At 56.5% G+C, this 22,363-nt stretch carries 15 protein-coding genes and 1 pseudogene; 7 read left to right on the top strand and 9 right to left on the bottom strand.

Annotation, left to right across the window (positions count from 1 at the left end):
- Window positions 1–41: 41 nt before the first annotated feature.
- Entirely contained in the window at window positions 42–1,628 is a 1,587-nt protein-coding gene (locus GC165_04995; GenBank protein ID MBI1332218.1) for a TROVE domain-containing protein, read from the bottom strand.
- Window positions 1,629–2,954: 1,326 nt separating this feature from the next.
- Here GC165_04995 and GC165_05000 point away from each other — a divergent pair.
- The 3 genes from GC165_05000 to GC165_05010 all read left to right on the top strand — a co-directional run bounded on the left by GC165_05000 (window position 2,955) and on the right by GC165_05010 (window position 6,027).
- A complete protein-coding gene (locus tag GC165_05000) occupies window positions 2,955–4,118 on the top strand; it encodes a PEP-CTERM sorting domain-containing protein (protein ID MBI1332219.1) in 1,164 nt (387 codons plus the stop codon).
- Between the two features lie 73 nt (window positions 4,119–4,191).
- The gene (locus GC165_05005) at window positions 4,192–5,238 is read left to right on the top strand and encodes a LacI family DNA-binding transcriptional regulator (GenBank protein ID MBI1332220.1); all 1,047 of its coding nucleotides are present in this window, start codon (window positions 4,192–4,194) and stop codon (window positions 5,236–5,238) included.
- A 210-nt stretch (window positions 5,239–5,448) separates the two neighbouring features.
- Window positions 5,449–6,027, top strand: a complete 579-nt coding sequence (locus tag GC165_05010; GenBank protein ID MBI1332221.1) for a transposase — start codon at window positions 5,449–5,451, stop codon at window positions 6,025–6,027.
- A 329-nt stretch (window positions 6,028–6,356) separates the two neighbouring features.
- Here GC165_05010 and GC165_05015 read toward each other — a convergent pair.
- The 4 genes and pseudogenes from GC165_05015 to GC165_05030 form a co-directional block, all read right to left on the bottom strand.
- Window positions 6,357–8,426, bottom strand: a pseudogene (locus GC165_05015) (polyribonucleotide nucleotidyltransferase).
- Window positions 8,427–8,442: 16 nt separating this feature from the next.
- Window positions 8,443–8,724, bottom strand: a complete 282-nt coding sequence (gene rpsO, locus GC165_05020) for a 30S ribosomal protein S15 (GenBank protein ID MBI1332222.1) — start codon at window positions 8,722–8,724, stop codon at window positions 8,443–8,445.
- A gap of 144 nt (window positions 8,725–8,868) precedes the next feature.
- A complete protein-coding gene (locus GC165_05025; protein MBI1332223.1) occupies window positions 8,869–9,543 on the bottom strand; it encodes a hypothetical protein in 675 nt (224 codons plus the stop codon).
- 6 nt (window positions 9,544–9,549) lie between these two features.
- Window positions 9,550–10,470 carry a hypothetical protein gene (locus tag GC165_05030; GenBank protein MBI1332224.1) on the bottom strand — a complete coding sequence of 307 codons (921 nt, stop codon included), beginning with the start codon at window positions 10,468–10,470 and terminating at the stop codon, window positions 9,550–9,552.
- Between GC165_05030 and GC165_05035 the strand changes: the two genes are divergently transcribed.
- Both GC165_05035 and GC165_05040 read left to right on the top strand, forming a co-directional pair.
- Entirely contained in the window at window positions 10,427–11,422 is a 996-nt protein-coding gene (locus GC165_05035; GenBank protein MBI1332225.1) for a gfo/Idh/MocA family oxidoreductase, read from the top strand. The genes GC165_05030 and GC165_05035 overlap by 44 nt on opposite strands.
- A gap of 71 nt (window positions 11,423–11,493) precedes the next feature.
- A complete protein-coding gene (locus GC165_05040) occupies window positions 11,494–12,048 on the top strand; it encodes a hypothetical protein (protein MBI1332226.1) in 555 nt (184 codons plus the stop codon).
- A gap of 320 nt (window positions 12,049–12,368) precedes the next feature.
- Here GC165_05040 and GC165_05045 read toward each other — a convergent pair whose 3' ends face one another.
- A complete protein-coding gene (locus tag GC165_05045; GenBank protein ID MBI1332227.1) occupies window positions 12,369–13,238 on the bottom strand; it encodes a DUF1963 domain-containing protein in 870 nt (289 codons plus the stop codon).
- A 106-nt stretch (window positions 13,239–13,344) separates the two neighbouring features.
- The gene (locus GC165_05050) at window positions 13,345–16,008 is read right to left on the bottom strand and encodes a glycoside hydrolase (GenBank protein MBI1332228.1); all 2,664 of its coding nucleotides are present in this window, start codon (window positions 16,006–16,008) and stop codon (window positions 13,345–13,347) included.
- Window positions 16,009–17,313: 1,305 nt separating this feature from the next.
- On the opposite strand from GC165_05050, the gene GC165_05055 reads away from it, so the two are divergent.
- Window positions 17,314–18,021, top strand: a complete 708-nt coding sequence (locus tag GC165_05055; GenBank protein ID MBI1332229.1) for a PEP-CTERM sorting domain-containing protein — start codon at window positions 17,314–17,316, stop codon at window positions 18,019–18,021.
- 573 nt (window positions 18,022–18,594) lie between these two features.
- The gene (locus tag GC165_05060; protein MBI1332230.1) at window positions 18,595–19,896 is read left to right on the top strand and encodes a DNA polymerase; all 1,302 of its coding nucleotides are present in this window, start codon (window positions 18,595–18,597) and stop codon (window positions 19,894–19,896) included.
- 10 nt (window positions 19,897–19,906) lie between these two features.
- Here GC165_05060 and GC165_05065 read toward each other — a convergent pair whose 3' ends face one another.
- Entirely contained in the window at window positions 19,907–20,911 is a 1,005-nt protein-coding gene (locus tag GC165_05065) for a hypothetical protein (protein ID MBI1332231.1), read from the bottom strand.
- A 4-nt stretch (window positions 20,912–20,915) separates the two neighbouring features.
- Window positions 20,916–22,310 carry an MBOAT family protein gene (locus GC165_05070; protein ID MBI1332232.1) on the bottom strand — a complete coding sequence of 465 codons (1,395 nt, stop codon included), beginning with the start codon at window positions 22,308–22,310 and terminating at the stop codon, window positions 20,916–20,918.
- Window positions 22,311–22,363 lie beyond the last annotated feature (53 nt).

Genomic DNA, 22,363 nt, shown 5'->3' on the forward strand with positions numbered 1-22,363 from the left:
CTCCATCCCAACCCTTCCTCCCGAAGGAGGAAGGACAAGCGTCACGCGATGAACTGACTGATCACCTGCGGAACCGACGTATCGAATCCCACGATGTTAAGCGTCCCCGCATCGCCCGGGTTCCCGATGCTCACTCTCGTCGAAGCCATAGCCACCACGATCAGCTTCGCATCGATCCCCGTCTTTCGGCGGTAAGCCTCGATCGCTTGGGCCGGATGTTGAGATCCCTGCCACGTCTCCGAGTCCGTGTAGATCACGAACGCGTCGACCGCGATCTTGTGCTCCATTGCATACTGGATCGGAAGCGCACAGTCGGTCCCTCCTCCACCTGTCTTGGCGAGCAAGTCCACGACTGCATCCAATCGCATTTTTTGCGAAATGTTCAATTTGTACGATTTGGTATCGAAGGCCACGTGCGTTACGTGGTCTTCAACCGCCTCGGTGATCAACGCCATCGCTCCACACGCCTTTCGGCAGTCGAGCCCGGCGACGCCCGCAACCGAAGTTCCGCGCATCGATCCCGAAACGTCCAATCCGACGAGGATCCGCTTTCCAGATTTCTCGACGTTTCCGAACGAAGTGTAGAACGCCTTGTCCAGAGCCGTCAGGACTTCCTTCACCGCCTTCCACGTTCCGCCTCCTCGGACGCCATGCCCACCCGCATAGGTGTTCATCGCCGCCAAGATCGCCACCGGGTGGATTCGCGACTTCTTCAGTCGCTCCTCGTTCCCAAGGGCCTCGACGACCGTCCGAGTGGCCGACTTATCCTTCACGAACCATCCTTCCTCCAGCAACCCGACCTTCGTCATGTTGCCCAAGTTTCGGATCATCGCCGTGAGCGGCATATCGGCCAGCAATGCCTGCCAGATCGCCTTTTCTTTCAGCATCTCGGTCGGCAAAGCCTCTCGCGGCACACGGTGCTCGCGGACCAATCGAACCGCTTCGTCCAAGTCGTGTGTTTCGCGCAGAGTCAATGTCGCCTGCACGAGCGGCAGTTCGCCGGTGATCTCCCCGTCAACGATCCACTTGTAAAGCACGTTGTGCTTCTCAGTGCTCGCCACCGGGTGCGAGAGCCTCAAAAGGTCTCGGTTCGACCATCCGCCGCGCGCTTGGTACTTCACCACGCCGTACTCAAGCGAGTCCGCCGATTGCGCGTTGTACCACTTCGCGACCGCCTTTCGGAGTCCACGTCCCCATCCTCGCATCCCGTCGCAAGCTTCGGCAAACGCGAAGAGGTGGGTTCCGGTTCGGCAAACCTTCGGCAAAGCGTCGAACGCGGCCGCACGAGTCTTATCGTTTCCGAACGACGCCGCCAATGCCAGAGCAAAGATCGCCGGATCGTTCTTCGGTGCGTTTCCGCCGTGGCTAACCTCGGCGATGCGCGCAACGACTCGTTCTCCGTCTTCCTTGATCGCTTCGAGGACGTTGGCCGCGTTCTCCATCATCAGCTTTCGCTCACCGACGTAAAACGTTCCGTTCTCGCATCCCAGGATCAAAAACCGATCAAGCAAGGTCCATCGATCGACGTTCCAAGAGTAGCCGCCGGCATGGTTCGCGACTTGGCTCGTAAACGGGATCGCCCTCGACTGGTGGGTCGATTTGGCGTTGAACAACTTGCTGTATTTCATTTTCTTTTTTTCTCCTAGATCATTTGTTTCTTGTTTCTTCTGCGGGCAAAGTCGGTGTGGTCAAGTCAAGGGATCGCTCCCAAGACCGCTGGATTTGAACCAGCCCGCTTTTTCAGCTAACCGATAAGCCACGTCCATCGGCCCGCAAATCATATGTTGTTTGCCCTCGGGCAAAGGGGGAGGTTTGGTCTTCCCCGCCGTGCTCCAAACACCTCGATCCCGCAAGCGAGACCGGCCGGCCTTTCCGCCGAGGCGCTCCATGGTTTTGTGTAGTTGGATAACCCAAACCCATCGGCCCGAAGGCAACTTGTTGAACTCGGAAGAGTGTGGACAAAGAGCGCCGTAGATGTTTTAGATGCTCTAGCCACTGAGCTACAAGCAAGCCTTTCGGCAAGCAAGGGCGGATTCGAACCGCCGACCTTCCGCTTAGGATGCGATAACCTACTAGCAACGGCCCACACTCTTCCGAGGTCAAAGTACGGGCAAGAGAATGCCGTGGATAGATGCTCTAGCCAATTGAGCTACACGCTAGCCAATTGGTTAGCGTGGATGGATTCGAACCACCAACCCTCCGCGTGATAGGCGATAACCCACATGCTTCGGCCCGTACAAGTTGTTGTCGAAGTACAGGCAAAAGGGGGGGCGCTGGATGTGTCAATTGCTCTACCTGGCTGAGCTACCCGCCAACCGAAGTTGGCGGGGCCGGATTCGAACCGGCGTCCTTTTGTTCCGATAACCCAACAGCATCGGCCCGTACATAAATTGTCGTCGTATGCAGGCAAGTCTCGTCCGGCCTGGGAGATTTACAGTCGGTAACCCAAGCCTTCCGGCCCACAAAAGGGGAGGCGAAGCGCAGACAAGAGTTCGGTTCTGGCGGTGTATCTACCCAAAAGATAAGCCAACACCAACGGCCCGCGCATCAAAACTGGTTCTGGGAAGAAGGCAAAAACGGCCTACTTCGCGACGTCGATCAAATGTTTTTCGTGCTGGGAGTCGACTCAACCTGTCACGAATTGATCTCGACGTCAGCACCCTCGTGTAAAGGGACTCATTTGCAAGAAAGGATTGTTTACGATGACGAATTTCCTTGTCAAGGGTTTTCGAGAAAAAAGTCATAAAATGTACAAAATGGGACTTTAGCAATCCCAACATAGCACCCAGTAAAATTACCGGAACATAAACCACTTGATTAGCTATAACGATATTGCTGTATAATGCCCTTGTTTGCAATGACGTTATTGCAACAGCGTATTCAGTGGCTCGGATGATCGACGGACAGCTTGGTAACCGCGACCAAAAGGGCGACATGGCAGGAACGGGTATTCAATGATCGGTAACAAAAAGCAACTCTTCGTCATCTTGGGTAGCGCCTTCGTCTCGGCGCTGGCAAACGCGCAGCTCGTCACGATGCCTAACACGTTCATCCCCACCGGATTGAGCGGGAACGGCACGACCATGGTCGGCTACGGCACCGGCGGCTGGGCTTACTGGAATCAGTCTAACGGCGTCGTCCAGATTGGTGGAGTCCAGTCCGGCAATGCCCGAATCTCCGACGACGGCACCAAGATCGGTGCGAGCATGGCCGGGCCGCCCAACCCCTATACATCCACTGGCTGGACCGAAATGGGCCAGTATGAGGTGACGACCGGCACTTGGCAGAACTATGGCCACCTGAACTACCATTCGGGTACGACCGCCAGCACGGCCTGGGGAATTTCTGGCGATGGCAACACCATCCTTGGTCAGGCTTACTACAATACTACGGCTCAAGGCGGCACCGCCGCTCGCGTCAACCCGACGATCTCGTCCACTCCGGGCGGACCGGCACTTGATCTCGACCCAAACACCGTCAACAACGGACGTATTTCGGCCTCGAACTACGACGGTACCGTCGTGGGCGGCTACGACCAGGGAACATCGTTCGGCTCCATCTGGGTCAATGGCGCAATTCAGACCATGACCGGTGACTACAACGGAACCACCATTAACCTTGGCGTCGTCGAGGATATCTCGGGCGATGGTCGCTACGTCGCAGGCGATGGCACCAGTTCTTCGAGCTTCCAGCCGTACGTTTACGACCGTGCAACCGGCACTGCGAAGTTCGCTCCGAACCCCTGGGCATCCAACCTTGAGCGAGGCCTCATCATTTCGGTTTCCGGCAACGGCCGATACGCCATGGGTCGATATCTTCGATCTGGATTCAATCCCTACGTCGACGCCCACCTGTTCGTTTGGGACACACAGCTTGACACTGTGACCCTTCTGAACGATATCGCGACCGCACAAGGTATCGACCTTCAGGGCTTCAACATGACGCTTCCGTCCGGTATGTCCGACGACGGAACGACCTTCTGTGGCGTCGGCATCCCGTCGATCGGTACCGCCACTCAAGCGTTCTACCTGAAGCTGAATCCGGTTCCAGAGCCCGCGAGCCTTCTCGTCATGGGTGCCGGCCTCGCCGGAATCTTGGTCCGACGGCGCAAGAAGTAGGACGAACACACGAAGATGAGAACCCGGGGTGGCCCACTGCCCCGGGAAATCCCATGTCTGGATGCATTAAACTATGAAGCCGTTGGGGACGGACAAAAAGAATTACCGAATCAAGCGCGTTCGGCTGGCAGATGTTGCAAAAGAGGCCGGACTCTCGATTCAGGCCGTGTCCCACGTTCTGAGCGGAAACGAATCGGTTCGCATTCCCGAAGCCACCCGCGTCCGCGTTCGAGAGGCCGCCAAGAAGGTTGGTTATGTCCCCAATCGCCTCGCTCGCGCGATGAAGACCGGCAAGACCAAGGTCATCGCCATCTGGATCAACCTTGGCCGACTCCAGATCACCTATGTGCGCATGCTCCAGGCGCTCTCCGACCGAGCCAAAGCCGAGGGTTACGCTCTCATGATTATCTCGGTTGACCGCGACCTCGCCTACAAAGGCGAAGGTCCGCCGCCCGAATTCTGGCCCGTCGACGGCGTCATCGCCCTCGACGCCGGCAAAGCCCTTCGCACCTTCCGCGAAGATCCGAGTAATGACGGCACACCAGTGGTGGTGCTCGCCATGGAAGAATATGCCAACGGCGACACCGTTGGTTGGGACGTCTACGGTGGCGTCCGTAGCCAAGTCGAACGTATGATCGCACTTGGAAAGGAGCGAATCGTCCATCTCAGCCCACAATGGATCATCGACGGCTATCCACGCGAACAGCGCCGCCGAGGCTACACCGAGGCAATGCTCGAAGCGGGCCTCGAGCCCGTCATCATCCCGGTCAAAAATGAGTCGAGCGACAGCGCCGAGATGGCGATGAGCGAGTATCTCAAGACCAATCCCATGCCGGATTGTGTGGTTGGGTTCCTCGATAACCTGGCCGTCGGCGGAGCCCGGGCCGTTCTCAACGCCGGGGGTCGCATTCCCGAAGACTGCTGGGTCTTTGGCATTGGCAACTACCCCGAAGCCGCCGACTTCCGCGTCCCGATTTCGTCGCTTCAGGTGCCGATCGAGGCCCTGATCGACCAAGCTTGGACCTGGCTCCTCGACCGAATCGGCAACCAGGATCAAGAAACCAGAGTGCAGGTCCTGCCAATGGAATTCATCGAGCGAGAATCGACTGGGCGAACATAAGCCCTGCCCAAAACCATTTCGGAATCTGCCCTAATGGGATGGCCTTTTTGGGGGCACAGGCGTCCCGCCTGTGGACATGACTAATCTTCCCTCCTTCCGCCACAGACTATCATCCTCTGGAGCAGTTAACAAACCATCACCAACTGCGCTGGCGTCCCGCCTGTATCAAACTCACCTAGTTCAATGCATCAGTAAAGTAACCTACCGCGCATGGACCATAAGGGCTGGTATCGCCGCGATCTCCCGCACTTCGATGCCAGCAATTACACTCAGTTCGTGACGTTTCGCCTCGCCGATAGCCTTCCTCAAACCACGCTTGATCAAATGCATGAAGAATTGAAGCGTGATCGCAAGAATCTAAATGAAGAATTGGTTCGGCGTATGGAGGCCCATCTAGACCAAGGAATTGGGTCTTGCATCCTCGCTGAACCGAAATGTGCTCAGGTCGTACAAGATTCTCTCATCTGGCTTCACGAAAGGAGCTTTCACTTGGTCGCTTGGGTTGTGATGCCAAACCATGTCCACTTTCTAGCCTACATCGATGAGGGTCAATCCTTATCAAAAGCCCTCCACTCATTAAAATCGTTCACTGGCCACGAATTGAAGCGACTGCATCCGGAGCACGAAACGGTTTGGCAATCCGAGTCCTTCGACCGCTATATTCGAACCGAGGACCACTTCCTTAGTCGAATTCAATACATCCACGAAAATCCAGTCATGGCTCGACTCTGCGATCGGGCTGAAGACTATCCTTGGAGCAGTGCCTCGGCAAAATGGAATAACCCGTAAGATCAACCCCACAGGCGAGACGCCTGTGCCCCCAAATACAAAAACCCCGCTCGTTTGAGCGGGGTTTTCTAATTTGCCTAGCGAGCCTTGGGTGCTTAGCGTCGCTTTCGGAACTTTGCGTCAGGATCGCCCGATCCACCGCCATCTCGGCGCGGACCTCGGTCTCGATCTCGATCTCCGCCACGGCCACCGCCGTCGCGTCGAGGACCACGATCTCGGCCACCGCCACCTCGTCGTCCGCCGCCATCGTCGCCGCCACCGGTAGAAGCCGGAGGAACTCCGTCCTCATTGCCTTCCAGGGTCGGCAGATCCTGCTTCACGCCGATCGCCGTCAGGTTCAGTCGGCCCATGGCGTCAAGCTCGAACGTCTTCACGTTCAGCGTGTCGCCCATGTTCACGACCTCTTCGATTCGGCCAATCGGCTTCAGGGTGATGTGCTCCTTCGGAACAAAGCCTTGCTTGCCGTTGCTCAGTTCAACCAGCACGCCGCGACCCATGATTCGGGTCACAACGCCGGTGAATTCCGTACCCATTTCGACGTCGCCGACGGCATCCTTCACCATCGCGATCGCCACTCGGGCTTGCTCGCCGCCGCTGGAACCGATCAACACCCTGCCATCCTGCTGAACGTCGATCGAAGCGCCGGATTCGGCCGTGATCTTCTTGATCGTCGCGCCGCCCGGGCCGATCAGCGCACCGATCTTCTCGGGGTTGATCTGGATCGTCGTCACCTGCGGAGCCGTGTCAGCGACCGTGCTTCGCGGTTCGGAGATTTCGGCTTCGATGACATCGAGAATCTCGAGTCGAGCGTCGAGCGCCTGGTTAAGGGCTCGGGCCAGAACGTCGTCCGGAATACCGTCCAGCTTCGTGTCGAGCTGAAGAGCGGTGATACCGGCACGGGTACCCGCAACCTTGAAGTCCATGTCGCCGCAGAAGTCTTCCATGCCGATGATGTCGGTGAGGACCTTGAAGACCTTACCGTCGGACATCAAGCCCATCGCGATACCGGCGACCGGTGCCTTGATCTTGATACCGGCATCCATCAGCGCGAGGGTCGAACCGCAGACCGACGCCATCGACGTCGAACCGTTGGACTCCAGAACCTCGGAGATCAGCAGAAGCGTGTACGGGAAGTTCGGATCATCGAGCGGGATCACCGATCGAAGCGCGCGCTCGGCAAGAGCGCCGTGACCGACTTCTCGTCGTCCCGGACCGCGCATCGGGCGGCACTCGCCAACCGAATACGCCGGGAAGTTGTAGAAGTGCATGTAGCGCTTCGGCTCTTCTTCCTCGATTCCGTCCATCGTCTGGGCATCACCCGGAAGGCCAAGGGTCGCAACCGTCATAACCTGGGTCTGACCGCGGGTAAACAGGCCCGAGCCGTGGACGCGAGGCAGAATTCCTGCGATTGCTTCCAGCGGACGAATCTGCGTAAGCGATCGACCGTCCGGTCGCTTGTCCTTGCTGATGATCAGCTCTCGAACAACTCCCTTCACCACACCGTCGGCGGCTTCGGATAGCTGTCCTAGAATCTCCGGCTTGTCGGCGTATTCCGGCTTGAGCTTCTCGACGATCTCCTTAATGAGGTCGTTGAGCGCGCTTTCTCGAACGGCCTTGTCCTTGCTTCCAAGGAGAGCCTTCTCGATGTCCTTGCCGTACTTCTTTGAGATATTCTTCTTCAGGTCCTCGTCGATGACGAACAGCTTGACGTCTCGCTTTGGCTTGTTGACCAACTTGGCGAACTCTTCAAACTTCTCTGCGATCTGCTGAATAGCCTCGTGGCCAAACTTCAGCGCCGCCGCCATATCTTCTTCGGAAACTTCACTCGCGCCGGCTTCGACCATCGAAATCGCGCCCTTGTGGCCCGCGACGATCAGGTCGAGGTCACTCGCTTTGATCTGGTCGTTAGACGGGAACAAAACGAACTCACCGTCGATGCGTCCAACTCGAACGCAGGCGATAGGAGCCTTGAACGGAAGGTCACTCACCGCGATTGCCGCGCCAGCGGCACAAACCGCGAGCACGTCCGGTGGGCAATCCTGCTCCACCGCAAACGGCATGGCGATAACCTGGACGTCGTTGCGAAGGCCCTTCGGGAACAGCGGGCGAATTGGGCGGTCCATCAGTCGGCTGACGAGGACGGCCTTTTCACTCGGTCGTCCGCCGCGCTTCATAAATCCGCCGGGAATCTTTCCGACGGCGTACTTTCGCTCTTCGTAGTCGCAGGTGAGGGGAAGGAAGTCGATTCCATCGCGCGGATTTTCGGACATAGTCGCGACACCGAGGACGATGGTTTCACCCATTCCAAGCAAAACAGCGCCGCCAGCTTGCTTGGCGACGCGACCGGTTTCGAGGTAGAACTCTTTTCCACCTACCTCGAATTCTAAGGTTTGTATCATTTAAACTCCGTTTCGATTAACGGGGCTTAACTTCTCGAATTCCAAGTTTCTTGATAAGTTCGCGATACTTCACGACGTCGCGGTTGCGCAAATAGGCTTCCAATCGGCGTCGCTTACCAACCAGCATCATCAAGCCTCGTCGGCTGTGGAAATCCTTCTTATGAGTTCGAAGGTGGTCGGTGATTTGCAGGATTCTCGCCTGCATGATTGCGATTTGCACTTCAGCAGAACCGGTATCGCCATCTTTGACGCCGTATTCTTTAATGACTTCTAGTTTCTTATCTGGACTCAGGGGCATCGTGTTTTAAGCTCCGTGATAGATCAAACCCAGCAGAAACGCTTACCGCTCAATTCAGCCTCCCTTCCAACGGAGCGAGGGGCTCAAGTCAACGGTCAACGAACATCCGCCGAGCCGACGGGCAAGAGTCTACCACATATTTTGTTAAGAGGTCTGCAACTCCTCAAACAACCAGCCCTTATGGTCCGCCTTAGGCAAGCAGTCGATCTTCCAATCATCGCAGATCCGCTTAACTTCGGCAACGAATCGCTCAGCTTCCTCCTTGCGTTCCTGCTCCTTTTCCTCGGCAGTCTTCTTCTTTCGAACCAGGGCCCGGAAGATTTCCCCAAAGGCTCCCCGCGAAATCTTCGACTTTGAATCTGTAAACGCCTCGTACGTCGATGGCAAATGTCCAAGCTGCCTGAAGGCCAGAACCAGCGTATCCTTTCCGATCTGTAGGCGGTGGGGCCCAGCCTCCATCGGAATCGAGGTCGATGTTCCGAGCTTGTACTGAAACGTGTCGGTTGTCGCAACTACAACCAGTGAATCCTTTCCCAAAGCAGCCTGCAGAATAACGGCCTGGGCAAAAAACTCGATAGCAGGTCGGTGTTGTGCATGAGTTTCTCCCATAGAGGACAAAGCGTAGGCGTACGACAGGTGGATGAAGTAGTCGATCAGAAACTCGTATTTAGCTTCTGTGAATCGATCCAGAATGCTCTCGACTTCAACTTCTTTCCCTAAGAAGTTTGCCATGAAGGTACGGCCAGCCTCCCTCATCTTCTCGTCAATGAGAAGGGCCTGCTCGCGATGAGCCGCCAAAAGTCCCTTTCCCGTCTGCACCAAGACTTATTTTACGGGAGGATCGAGTTTTTTCGCGCCAATGCCTGCCTTGGCGGACTGCTTCAAATAGATGTTCTTGATCTCCCCGCTGTCGAGGTCGTACACCGAACCAAGGATCGTCAAATCTCCGTCTTCGATGAACTTCTTGAACGGCGAAGTCTTAGCGACCTCATTGACGGTATTGATCACGTTCTGAGCGATGGCGTTATCGAGGTGGATTCCCTCCTTGTCTTTGGTCGCCCGAACGGCGGGCATAATCTCGTCGATCAGTGTCGGAATGAAGCTCGGCCCATCGTGCGCCTCCGACTTCCCTTTTGAATAGAACGAATCGAGCGCCGCCTTCACCGCGCCACATCGCTCGTGCCCAAGCACGACCAACAGCTTGGTACCCAATTTCTCGACCGCATACTCGATGCTGGCCATGATCTCCGTATCCGGCACGTTGCCCGCCACTCGAATCACAAATAGGTCGCCTAGGCCTTGGTCGTAAACAATCTCCGGTGGCACCCGCGAGTCGGCACACGAAAGCACGATCGCGAACGGCTTCTGATCGCGAGCCAGCGCCGTTCGCGTCGCCGCATCCTGATTCTTGTGCTCGGCCATGCTGGACACGTACCGCTTGTTGCCGGCCTTCAACCGCGCAATCGCGTCCGCTGCCGAAACTGGCAAAGCGGGCGGCTGTTGCTGAAGCAGGACGACGGCACCGAGGATAACGCTGACAATCATGGCTTTCGACTCTTGAACCCAGTATCCGCCCGTCAGGTGGAAAATGCTAGGATTCCCCGCAAAATTACCTGATAAAACGATCTGCCCGCCTTTCCCTCGTCGGAACTGACCTCGAAACCGCGTGAAATCCCCGACGCCCAAACTGTAAACTCGCGCCATGAGTTCTCCCGTCAATCTCGCATGGGTCGGCGTCGCCCACATCCACACTCCCGGCTTTTCCAACGAAGTCCTCAAGCGGGGCCACAAGTGCGCCGGAGTCTATGACCACGATGCGGCCAAAGCGGCCAAGAACGCCGAAACCCTGGGCGGCAAGGTCCGCACCATCGCCGAGATGGCGGCCGACTCGTCCGTCGATGCCTTCATCGTGACCAGCGAAACGTGCTACCACCTCGACCTGGTCAAGCAAATCGCCGACGCAGGCAAACCGATCTTTGTCGAGAAACCCCTCGGCATCAGCACCGAATTTTCGACCTCCATCCTAGAAATCCTGGAAGATAAGAAGATCACCTTCCAAACCGGCTACTTCCAGCGGGGCGGAGCGGCGATCCAGACCCTTAAGAAGAACATCGACGGGGGCCACTTCGGCACGATCACACGGGTCCGAGCCAGCATCTGCCACAGTGGCGCTCTCGGCGGCTGGTTCGATACTGATTGGCGATGGATGGCCGACCGCAAGCTCGCAGGGGTCGGCGCCTATGGTGACCTCGGAACCCATGGCCTCGACCTCCTGATGTGGCTCTTCGGCGGCGTCAAAGCCGCGACCGGTGCGCTCTCGATGGGAACCGCTCGATACGAAGGGTGCGATGAACTGGGCGAAGGTCTGCTGAAGTTCACTAATGGCATCATCGGAACCCTTACCGCGTCCTGGGACGACGTCGCCAACCCTATCCGCATGCAGGTCACCGGAACCCAAGGCCACGCCCTCCTCAATGGCGAACTCAAGCTCGCTGGCCCGGATGGCAAACTCGAAGTCGTCACCGCGCTTGAGCCGGGCGTTTCGGCTGGCTTCCCCGGCTTCCTCGACTTCTTGGAAGGCAAGAAGGTTGATTTGGTCAAGCCGCGCGAAGCTGTCGCCCGCGACATCGTCATGGACGCGATCTACAAGGGCGCCGAGACTCAATCTTGGATCGACATCTGTAGCGACTGGCACTAAGCCAGTTCGCGAATCACCCTCAGCGTCCTTTCAAACAGGTTGCTGAGGGTTGCAAAACCAAGAAGTGATGTCTGACTACAAGCATTACATCAACCCAAAGGACCTTGGGCAACTATGCTTCGTCACGACCACTTGCTTGGACTGGGCTCACCTCTTTCGACGCGAAGAAATGCGAACGAGAATGTCGATCTCGCCGCTCCAAGACTGCAAACAAGAGAGCAAAGCTTTTCACGTATGTGGTGATGTCAAATCATCTGCACTTTGTGGTTCGCCCGCACGAAACGAAAACCATTTCGGAGCTAGTTCAAAAGATCAAACAACGGTCGGTTATTCGCCTAGAAAAACACCTTGAGCAATCCGAGCGAGAGCAGCTCTCTCCTCAAGCTGGTCTCAACCGACATCGATATTGGCAGCGCTCGTTTCGAGCAAATCCCCTGCATACGACCGCTGTCGCGGAACAGAAGATCGACTACTTGCATCAAAACCCAGTCCGGACTGGCATCGTCGACACTCCCGAGGACTATATATGGTCGAGCCACTACGCCTGGCACCAAGAGGCTCTGGCTGACGACACGTCTATCGACCTAAGTCGGATGCTGGAGCTCTACAGGGGCTTACTACCGTAACCTTCTCGCTCCCTCAGTAGCCGATCCCGGACCGTTCCCGCGACTATGACGCATAGCTCGAAAGCCGGAACAACCCGGCTGCTGAGGGTACGAATCAATCAAAGCCTCAACAGCAAGTCCTTCCGAATCCGCACACCATACGAAAACCCAGCGGCCAGCCATGCCTATGCTGCTGAGGCAGCAATCGAAGCCCTCTCCTCCGCTCCTTCAGTAGCCAATCTGGGAACATTCTTTCGACCGAACCGACAGGCCTCCAACAAAGGCTCCTTGATCCAATGTTTAGACATCAAGAGAGAAATCCATGGATCTCGAAATTCTTGCTAAAGATACTCGGTGACCATCCAGACATTGGAGAAGTCGAGGTTTTGAAGGTCTTCTTTGCGAATCCAAAAATACGCTGCCCCGCAATCGCCCCAGGTACAGCCGACTTCGTCGAGACCTTCGAATTGGGCCAACATGATCCAATCTTCACGTCGCGACCTTAGTGAGGTGGCCTCAGCCGTCATCTGTCTGTTTTGATCATATATCTTGATGCCAGAATGGGCTGCTTCAACGTCCCGTTCCATATCCTCGGTCTGGAGTTGCTCTGCGTACCCCATGACTTGCACTGCGTTCTCCAAACCTACAGGGAACAAGTCAGTCCATCGCACCTTGACCTCCCGAGGTATTTCGCTCGATTCAAGTAATCGGCTGCTTGACGAAGGGTAGCTGGTAACTTTCTTAAAGCCTAGATTTGACTTAGGAAAGTTGAATTTGTTCTTTGACGGCTTCATCCTGAGAGAGCAAGAATTATTGCCGTCTTCCGCGTACAACACTCGGCAAATATTGGAACCAACCGGACCAGCCTCAGCAAAGCAATTCTCGTAGTCGACAAAGAAGTAAAGGACCCCGGATTTGGGCAGACCGTAATTCGGGTTCAGTGACGGTAAATCGCCCAGGTCAAGTTGGGCAATGAAGTCCAGGTCACCAACCGTGTTAGTTGGCCATTGCATCGTCGACGGCATTTTCGGCGAGCCACCTGTAAAGCTATTTGTATTGTAATTAACCGAAAGTCCGGCGATTGCTTGTACCGCTAAAGCCTCAATCTGTGAGATGATTGATTGATTCTCCAAGCGCACCTGTTCAATAGGTGTCTCTGGTTCCCTCGACAATACGTTTCGAATTAAGCTGAAAATCCCCATTTCCAACATCTATTGTCGGAAGTGAAGGGTCAAAAGCTAAGTTTCAAGGTTTTCTGTTTTGCTTCCTCCGCAGCCAAGGAAATCCGAATTCGCTCGCACTTGCCCTTGCCCGGTCCTACGGCTCCCCGTCGTCGTCCCCGATCCGCCTCGGCAATTGAGACTTCCCATCCGGGTCGGGGCGGACGTCCAGCAGCTTCTCGTACACCTGTCCGTCCACCGTCAGCCGCACCGTATACATGCCCGGTTCCACAAACGCCCCGCGCGTGAGCGGCGTGCTGTGCCAGATCGCGGCCATGCGCAATCGCGTGTCCTCACCCTTCTTGCGCAAGTCCCACACAAATCGGTGGCTTCCCGACGTGGCCACTAGCGGCTGAGGGTCGCGCGCCCATTGTTCCTGAACCGTGATCGCCTTCGGATCGACCGGCTTCAGCACATCGTCGCTGGAAAACGTTCGCTGAACCTCGCCCTTCTTATTCAGAAACTCAAGCTTGACCTGGTGCGCATTCGAATCCAGATAGTAGTCGATCGCCACACCGTCCGGCGGGTTCTGCCCGGCGGGCTCCTCTGGCGGAAGCGGAGTATCCGTGTTCAAGTTCCACTCCACCAAGAACGACCGCGACGGTGGCGCCAACACGTCGTCCAGGTGCCGAAGCAAGTTCACGGAATCCATGATCCAAAAGCCGCGGCCGTGAGTGCCGACAACCAGATCGTCGTCCTTCACCACCAAGTCGCGAATCGACGTCGCCGGCATGTTGGTGCGGAGTGAATTCCAGTTCGCGCCGTCGTCGGCCGAGAACCAAACCTGCGTCTCCGTCGCCGCGTAAAGAAGGCCCTTCTTGACCGGATCTTCGCGCACCGCGTTCACCGGCGCGGTTCCCAAACCGTTCACGGAAAGCCCCCAATTCTTGCCATAGTCGTGGGTTACGTACACGTACGGGGCTTGATCGTCGCATCGCAGGCGGTTCACCGCCACGTACGCCGTCCCCTTATCGAAATGCCCGGCGTCGATCTGTGCGACCTTGCTCCACGAGGTCAGTTGCGGCGGCGTGACATTCTCCCAATTCTTACCAAGATCGCGGGTCAGCCACACCAGACCATCGTCCGTTCCGCACCAAACGATCTTCTTGTCCTTTGGCGACGGACCGACCGCATAGATCACGCCGCGCCGCTTCATCGTCTTCCCTTCGTCCGAGACGGCGGCAAACGGAGCCGGAACGTCCCACGCCTCGCGCGACAAATCTGGACTGATGATCGACCAATCCTTACCTCCACTCGTGGTCAGCAGCAGCTTGTTCGACGCCAAAAACAACATGTGCGGGTCGGCTTGCGAGAACAGCATCGGCATGGTGCGGATGTAGCGCAAATCCTTGAATGTCGGACGCACGCTCTCGACTCGCCCAGTCGACTGGATGAACTTCGAGCCCTTGCTTCCGTACACGATGTCCGGGTTCAGGGGGTCGGGAGCCACATACGCGTACTCCTCCGCCCCCACCGCGTGCCAATCGCGAAAGGTGATCGATCCGTTTCGGCCCCGGCTGGCCACCGCCGCCGAGCCGCTTTCCTGCTGGCCACCGTACACCCAGTAGGGGAACCGGTTGTCGGTCGAAACGTGATAGAACTGCGCCGTCGGCTGGTTGTACCAACTGCTCCACGTCTCGCCGTAGTTCACGCTGATCGTCGCGCCCTGATCGCTGGCGAGGCCAATGATGTTCGGGTTGGTCGGGTGAATCCAAATCGTGTGATAGTCGTCGCCCCCCGGCGAGCCCTTGATGCACGTGAACGTCACGCCCTTATCCGTCGAGCGGTACGTCGATGTGTTCGCCGCGTACACCACGTCCGGGTTCATCGGATCGACGCGGACCTCGGCAAAGTCGCTTCCCCGCCCCCAAATCCTCGGTTCGCTGTTGGTGTGGACCCACGTTTCGCCGCCGTCCTCACTTCGGTAGATGCCGCCTACCTTCGGCGCATCGACCGTCGCGTACAAGCGCTGAGGGTCAGCTTTGCACACCGAGAAGCCAATTCGTCCCACGCCATCCTTCTCGTCCGGCAGACCGCCGCCCAGCTTTCGCCAGTGCACGCCGCCGTCGATCGACTTGAACAAACCACTGGTGTTGCCCTGCCATCCGCCGTTCTCCCACGGCCCCTCGCGCGAGGCCCAAAGATCGGCGTAGACCACCTGTGGGTCTGTCGGGTCGATCGCCACGGCCGCCGCCCCGGTATTCTCATCGACATAAAGCGATTGGGTCCAGTGCTTGCCGTAGTCGGTCGTTAGGTACACGCCTCGCACTGGGTTGGGGCCATAGGGATGTCCCATCACCGCCACAAAGACCCGCCCTGGGTTCGTCGGGTCAACCGAGATGCCGCTGATCTGTTGGCCATCGCGAAGTCCCATGTTCTGCCATGTCTTGCCGCCGTCGTCGGTTCGGTACACGCCGTCGCCCACGCTCAAGTCGGGCCGATGCAGACCCTCGCCGCTCCCCACATACACCACGTTTGGGTTCGATTGGGCGATGCCCAGGCACCCGACCGAGCCGGTCGGCTGATCGTCGAACACGGAGATCCACGTGTGACCGAAGTCGGTCGATTTCCACACCCCGCCATTGTTGACACCGATGTACCAAATGTTCGGCTGGCTGACCACGCAGTCGATGCCCACCGTCCGCCCGCCGCGAAAGGGACCAATGTTCCGCCACTGGAGGCAGTCGTAGCGATCTTTGGGGATTGACTGGGCCGAGCAAAGGCCGGCAAACAGGACAAGCGCGAGCGGGGCAAATCGCATACTGACAATCTTATCAGAGATGGGATTAATCTGCCTGTTTGGTCCGCCGAGAAAGACCTCTGATGACCCATTGCGTTGCTAGCAATAGTTTGTTGAACACCTGCGCCGTAAATGGGATGAAAGAAAGCTTGAAACCGAATCAAACAAAATAAGCCATGCAAGACAGGTACGCCGGGGACGTAGGCGACTTCAGTAAGTTCGCATTGATGAGGCAATTGCAGACTTGCTCGGATCGTCCACTTGGCCTAGTGTGGTATAGGCATCCAGACGAATTTCGCACCAACGACGGAAAGCATATTTCTTACCATCATCGGTCGAGTTGGCAACAATGCGATGGCGAACTTGCTAATCTGCTAAAACTCGCTTCCTCACAGAACCCTCGAACGATTGAGTTTCTTGAAGGACTGCCAATGTTTCAACTTACACCTCGGTTCGTAGGCGAATACTGCCATCCGATGGGTCGAGTCGGCTGGAACCGGGAACAGTGGTTCGAAGATGCGACCCATAAAGTTGCAAATTGTGAAATTGTTTTCGTCGACCCCGACAACGGCATTAACCTTAAGCCGAACAAAAGATGCTCGCCAAAACATATCGACCTATCTGAACTGAAGTTTCTTGCAGATCGACACAAGATAGTCGTCGCCTATCATCACTTCGATCGAAGCGAATCACACCGGGGCCAAATGAATCGGTTGAAGGACGAGCTCTTCGCCGAGTTGCCCAACCACAAAATCGAGATCTTGCGATACCGACGAATCAGCCCAAGGGCTTACGTTTGCCTTGTTCAGCCGTCAGCCTGCGAAGACTTCACCAATTGCGTAGACTTATTGACGAACACTCCTTGGGATGTCCACTTCGAACGATAGAAGGGTTGTGGAGTCATCAAATTCATAAAAGATCCCGTTGGGGCGCAGGAGAGCGACCGCACCGTCTACCGTATGGCTAAAGCCCAAGATGCCCCTTGGTGAAGGGGCCGATGACGCGCCACTGGCAAGGAATCGGGGGATTGAGGTCAGCACCAGAAAAGTCACTCTAGATCTCCCGGAATAAGAGACGTGTAGCACCTAAATGGTATGCGAGCTCTCCCTCGCCCCAACGCCAACCAAAGGGCCAAAGCCAAAGATGCCCCCTGGCGAAGGGGCCGATGACGCGCCAAAGGCGAGGAATCGGGGGATAGGGTCAAATCAACCCAACTCCAATCGAACCAACCGGACCTTGTGCAGGATTTCCACCACACGCCATCCGTTCTCATCAGCGTCTCATCTACCGCAGCCTTGAATAGAACCGTACGGGCAACCGCACGCGATGAGGACTCCAATGACAACGAAAACCACTTTTCTTGGTCTGCTTTTAGGCGCGTCCGCGCTGGGTTACGGACAAACCATTCTTTACGACAAGATGTCGAACGCCTATTCGGGCAACATCATCCAATCGGCATGGTGGTCGCCGGACGGCTCCGACTACGACGTCTACACCTGGGACGACTTCACCCTGTCCGCCGACTCGACCATCAACGAGGTTTATTGGCGGGGTGGAAATGCAATCACTGGAAATGGGGGAATTTCGGGTTTCTCGATTCGATTCTACGAGTCGATCGCGGGCGGATCTCAGCCGAAAATTACCGCCCTGCCAGAAAACGAAACCTCGGCCGACTACCTGAAGGGCTACAACGTGAACGGAACCGCTAACGAAACGGCGATACCCGGAACGATTCTTTCGGAATACCACTACGCCCTGCCGACCTCTCTCACCCTCAAGGCGAATACGAAGTACTGGATTAAGATCGTCGCGAATATGGGCACTTTTCCGTTTTGGGGCCCCACCCAGGGCACCGGAGCCGGTAGCGACGGCCAATGCTTCCGCTACTTCACCGGCGGTCCTTACTTCCAGTACGGGTCGGGTGACATCGCCTTCCAACTGAGGGGGACTTCAACGGTTCCCGAGCCTTCGGGCTTGGTGACTCTGCTGATCGGAGGAGCGCTCGCCCTGCGTCGCCGATTCAAACGAGCTTAGCAGAATTGGGCCACTCACACGAGGTGAGGATTGTGAATTCGCCATCGATGGACCGCGAGACTCCTCCGAGACTCTTAGGTTCAAATTGAGCCACGCTAGCGATTCGTCAATCCTCACCTCGTTTTATCTCGCCCAACCTCCCGTTACGTGCACCTGAGCGAGGAATCGGGGGGGTTTAGATCAGCCCTGAAATGTCGCCTTAGATCGCCCGGGCGAAAAGACGTTTAGCACCGACATGGTTCGCAAAACCTTGTGGTCACTCTCCTTCGCCTCCCAGAGCCGACCGTATATTTCCAGCCCAAGGATGCCCCTTGGCGAAGGGGCCGATGACATGCCAACGGCGAGGAATCGGGGGATTGAGGTCAGCCCCAGAGAACTCGCCCTAGATTTAGACGCTTTGCAACAAAATGGCACGCAAGCTCTCTCGCCCCAACGCCAACCAAAGGGCCAAAGCCCTAGATGCCCCTTGGCGAAGGGGCCGATGACGCGCCAACGGCGAGGAATCGGGGGATAGAGGTCAGCCCAGAAAAAAGTACCCTAGATTTCCTGGAATACTAGACGTATAATACATATATGGTAGACAAGAATCTACCAATACGAAAACTCCCCTTGCGGTCGCTCTATTTCGACCTCAACAGCTATTTCGCGTCGGTCGAACAGCAACTCGACCCCAAGCTGAGGGGCAAGCCGGTCGCCGTCGTGCCAACCATGGCGGATACGACGATGGTCATCGCCGCCTCCTACGAGGCCAAGAAGTTCGGCATCAAGTGCGGCACGATGGTTGGCGACGCCATCAAGAAATGCCCGGACATCATCCTCATGCAGGGCAACCATCCCGCCTACGTCGCCTACCACGAGAAGGTGAAGGAGGCGGTCGAGACCGTCCTGCCCATCGATAAAGTCTGCAGTATCGACGAGATGCGCTTTTGCCTGCTGGCGACCGAAGGCGAGCCTGAAATCGCCCGCCAACTGGCTTTGCAGATGAAGAAGGTGCTGGCCGAGCAGGTCGGCGAGTGCATCACCGCGTCGGTGGGCGTCGCGCCGAACCACTATCTGGCCAAGCTCGCCACCGACATGCAGAAGCCGGACGGCATGGTGATCCTCCAGCACTTCGACCTTCCCCATCGCCTGTTCGACCTTAAGCTCACCGACTTCTGCGGCATCAACTACCGCACCAAGATTCGCCTGAACGCGGCGGGAATCTTCAGCGGGAAAGACCTAGTGCTCGCCTCCGAGCAGGAGTTGAAGCGCGCCTTCGGCGGCGTGGTTGGCGAGAGATTCTATCGCCGATTGCGAGGCGAGCGCACCAACGACGACTTCCAGGTCGACAAATCGCTCAGCCATTCGCATGTCCTCGCACCAGAATATCGAACCGACCAGGGTTGTCGAGACGTCCTTCTTCGCCTCCTCCACAAAGCCTCGGCCCGCCTGCGCGCCAACGGCCTGTGGGCGACCCATATGTCGATCTATGTGAAGGGCATGGTCCGCTCGTGGCACTCCATCACCTCGCTTGCCCCCACCCAGGATAGTGTCACGATGACCAACTACGTGCTGGACATGTGGGAGGAGCGAAACTTCGAGCGCCCCCTGCAGGTCGGCGTCGTCTTCACCGGCCTCCTGAAGCCGGAGCAGGTTACGCCCAGCCTCTTCGACCCGACCGTCGAGCGGTCGGCGTTCAACTCGGCGGTGGACAGCGTCAACCAGCGATTCGGCAAGCATAAGGTGATCTTGGCCGGATTGGACAAGGCGAAGGACACGGCCGACGAGAAGATCGCCTTCCAAAAGGTCTCGCTGTTTCAGGAGGGCAAAGGCGACAACGTCTTCCCCGACCTTTGGCCGGATACGTTTCGCGGCGGCGCGGCGTTTAGCGGGTGAAGCCCCGAATCTATCGAAGCAGCTGTTGGTCCGTCAGGGCCTGCACCAGTAGGTGCGTAAACTTCCGAGCACCCTTCTCGTCGAAGTGAATATAGTCGTGATAGTTCGAAGGGTCCTTCACGAATGCTGGGTCCAAGCCAGTTGGATCGACGAATAAGAATCCGGATCGATCGCACATGCTTCGAAGGCTCCGTCGCCAATCCGCCAAGTCGTCGGGCGATTCCCACGCATCGATGTATTCGGGACAATAGACCAAAACGTAGGTCGTCCCAACTTCGTTCTGTAGTTTGCGCAGAATCGCGATCGCGTTTGAGCCCTTCATCATTTTGGCGAACGACCCATACTTGCCCTCGTGATGCGATCTTCGAACATAGTCGGGATCTGTGGTCACCAGCGAGTCGTGATACGCAAGGGAACCATATTTGTCCGTCACAAATGGATCGCCAAAAAATGGATGCCTTTCTCCCGCTATGGCCTTACTGATCGAGCCGTAATATTGCATCACGCGACTCTTGAGCAATCGTTCGTCAAGCGATTTTTTCGAGGACGGATCGGCGAGCCACCCGCGCTCAATACGACCCAAGGCTAGCTCCTTATCCGATCGCGCATCGTAATCCTCGGCCAGGTCAGCCGTTCTCACAAAGTGAAGGATCACTTCCGGCTTGCCGACGCGGCTACTCCAGAAATGACGCCAATACACCTCGGTTCGTCCAGGAGACAGCCCGCTCATGCCCAATCCAAAGGATCGCTTTCCGGTCAACTGCTGAAATAAGCCGATCTCGGCATTAGCCCTCGAAATTGAGCTGCCCATGAAGACAACCTCCGGTGAACCATCCGATTTTTGGTACTTCTCAAGCAAATCCTCGCGCAACATCGTGGACGAGTTGTAATAAGGGGATGGCAGGGGTAGCACCTTTCGCACGAGCCGAATCCGCAGCAGCAGTTCTAGCGACAGGAGGCAGGCCGCACCAAAACACAAACCCAAGATCAAAACGCGATATGGTGAGCTTTTCATAACTTTAGAACTGGAAGTAGATGAAAACACCTCCACTGATGTCTCCCGAAAACACGAGGAGAGCTATCATCGAGAAGCAATAGACGACCTTGGGAATCGGCTTCCAGGTCAGCACCGCCATCTCGGACTTACCCAAGACCTGTGGCAGATCGATCATAGCCATCATGGCAAGCAGGAAGATGCTGGCAATCGGGAATTGATACCCTGGGTGCCGAAAGTTGGCGAGCTTTTGGAAGATCAACCGGGTTTCGTCGAAACTCGGCGAGCGGAAGAAAATCCATGTAAGGGAAACGAGAGCGAAAGTAAAGACGACACTAATCCAGTTCTTTTTGCCGGTGGTCCGGCCGATGCCAAGAGCCTGCCCGATAGCCAAATAGAGTCCGTGCAATCCGCCCCAAATGACGAAATTCCAGCTTGCCCCGTGCCATAAACCGCCAAGGAGCATCGTCGCGAAGAGGTTCACATAGGTGCGCAACTTCCCTTTTCGATTGCCTCCAAGCGGGATATACAAATAGTCGCGGAGCCAAGTAGATAGCGAGATATGCCACCGTTGCCAGAACTCACGCACGTTGGCCGACAGGTACGGATGATGGAAATTGTCCGAGAGTTTGAAGCCGAATAGAAGCGCCGAGCCGCGCGCAATGTCTGTATAGCCCGCGAAATCCGAGTAGATCTGGAGGCTGTACCACATGACAGATTGGACCATCAGGAACCAAGATCGCCGTTCAGGATCGGCATACGTCAGGTCGACCAGCGCACCGGCGGTATCGGCGATTACGACTTTGCGAAAGAGTCCAAATAGGATCAAATACATCCCATTCCGAACCATCGTCTCCGTGACGGACCTTGGCTTTTGGCATTGTGGCAACAGGCTGGTCGACCGGGCGATCGGGCCGGCTACAAGCTGAGGAAAGAATGACAAGAAGAGGGCCAGTTCGACAAAATCTTTGGTTGGTTCAACATCCTTTCGGTACACATCGACCACGTAGGAAATGGTGTGGAAGGTGTAAAAGCTAATTCCGACGGGTAAGACGATAGAAAGCGTCGACAGGCTTGCTCCCGGCAGAAACCGGTGAAGCAACGTTCCGAACGAATCGATGAAAAAATTCGCATACTTAAAAATGGCGAGGATCGCAAGGGCGAACGACACGCCGCACACCATCCATCGCTTGGCCAGGGTTTCGTCGCCATTCGACCGAGCCCCTTGAATTCTCAATGCCGGCCAAAAGCCCAGCGCCGTTGCAGCCAACATCAGCCCGCAAAACTTCCAATTCCAGAAGGCATAGAAGACGTAGCTGAGAACTACTAGCCAAAGGTTCTGCGCACGATGGGGCAATCGCATGGCCGTGAGCAAAGCAACAGCAAGAAACGCAAAATAGGCAAGGCTGTTGAATTGCATAGCCTCCGATAGCCTACCGATTAGCTCCCGCAGTGGTCATTACACGAGAAGCA

The organism is Armatimonadota bacterium, from assembly GCA_016125185.1.
Taxonomy (GTDB): domain Bacteria; phylum Armatimonadota; class Fimbriimonadia; order Fimbriimonadales; family Fimbriimonadaceae; genus Fimbriimonas.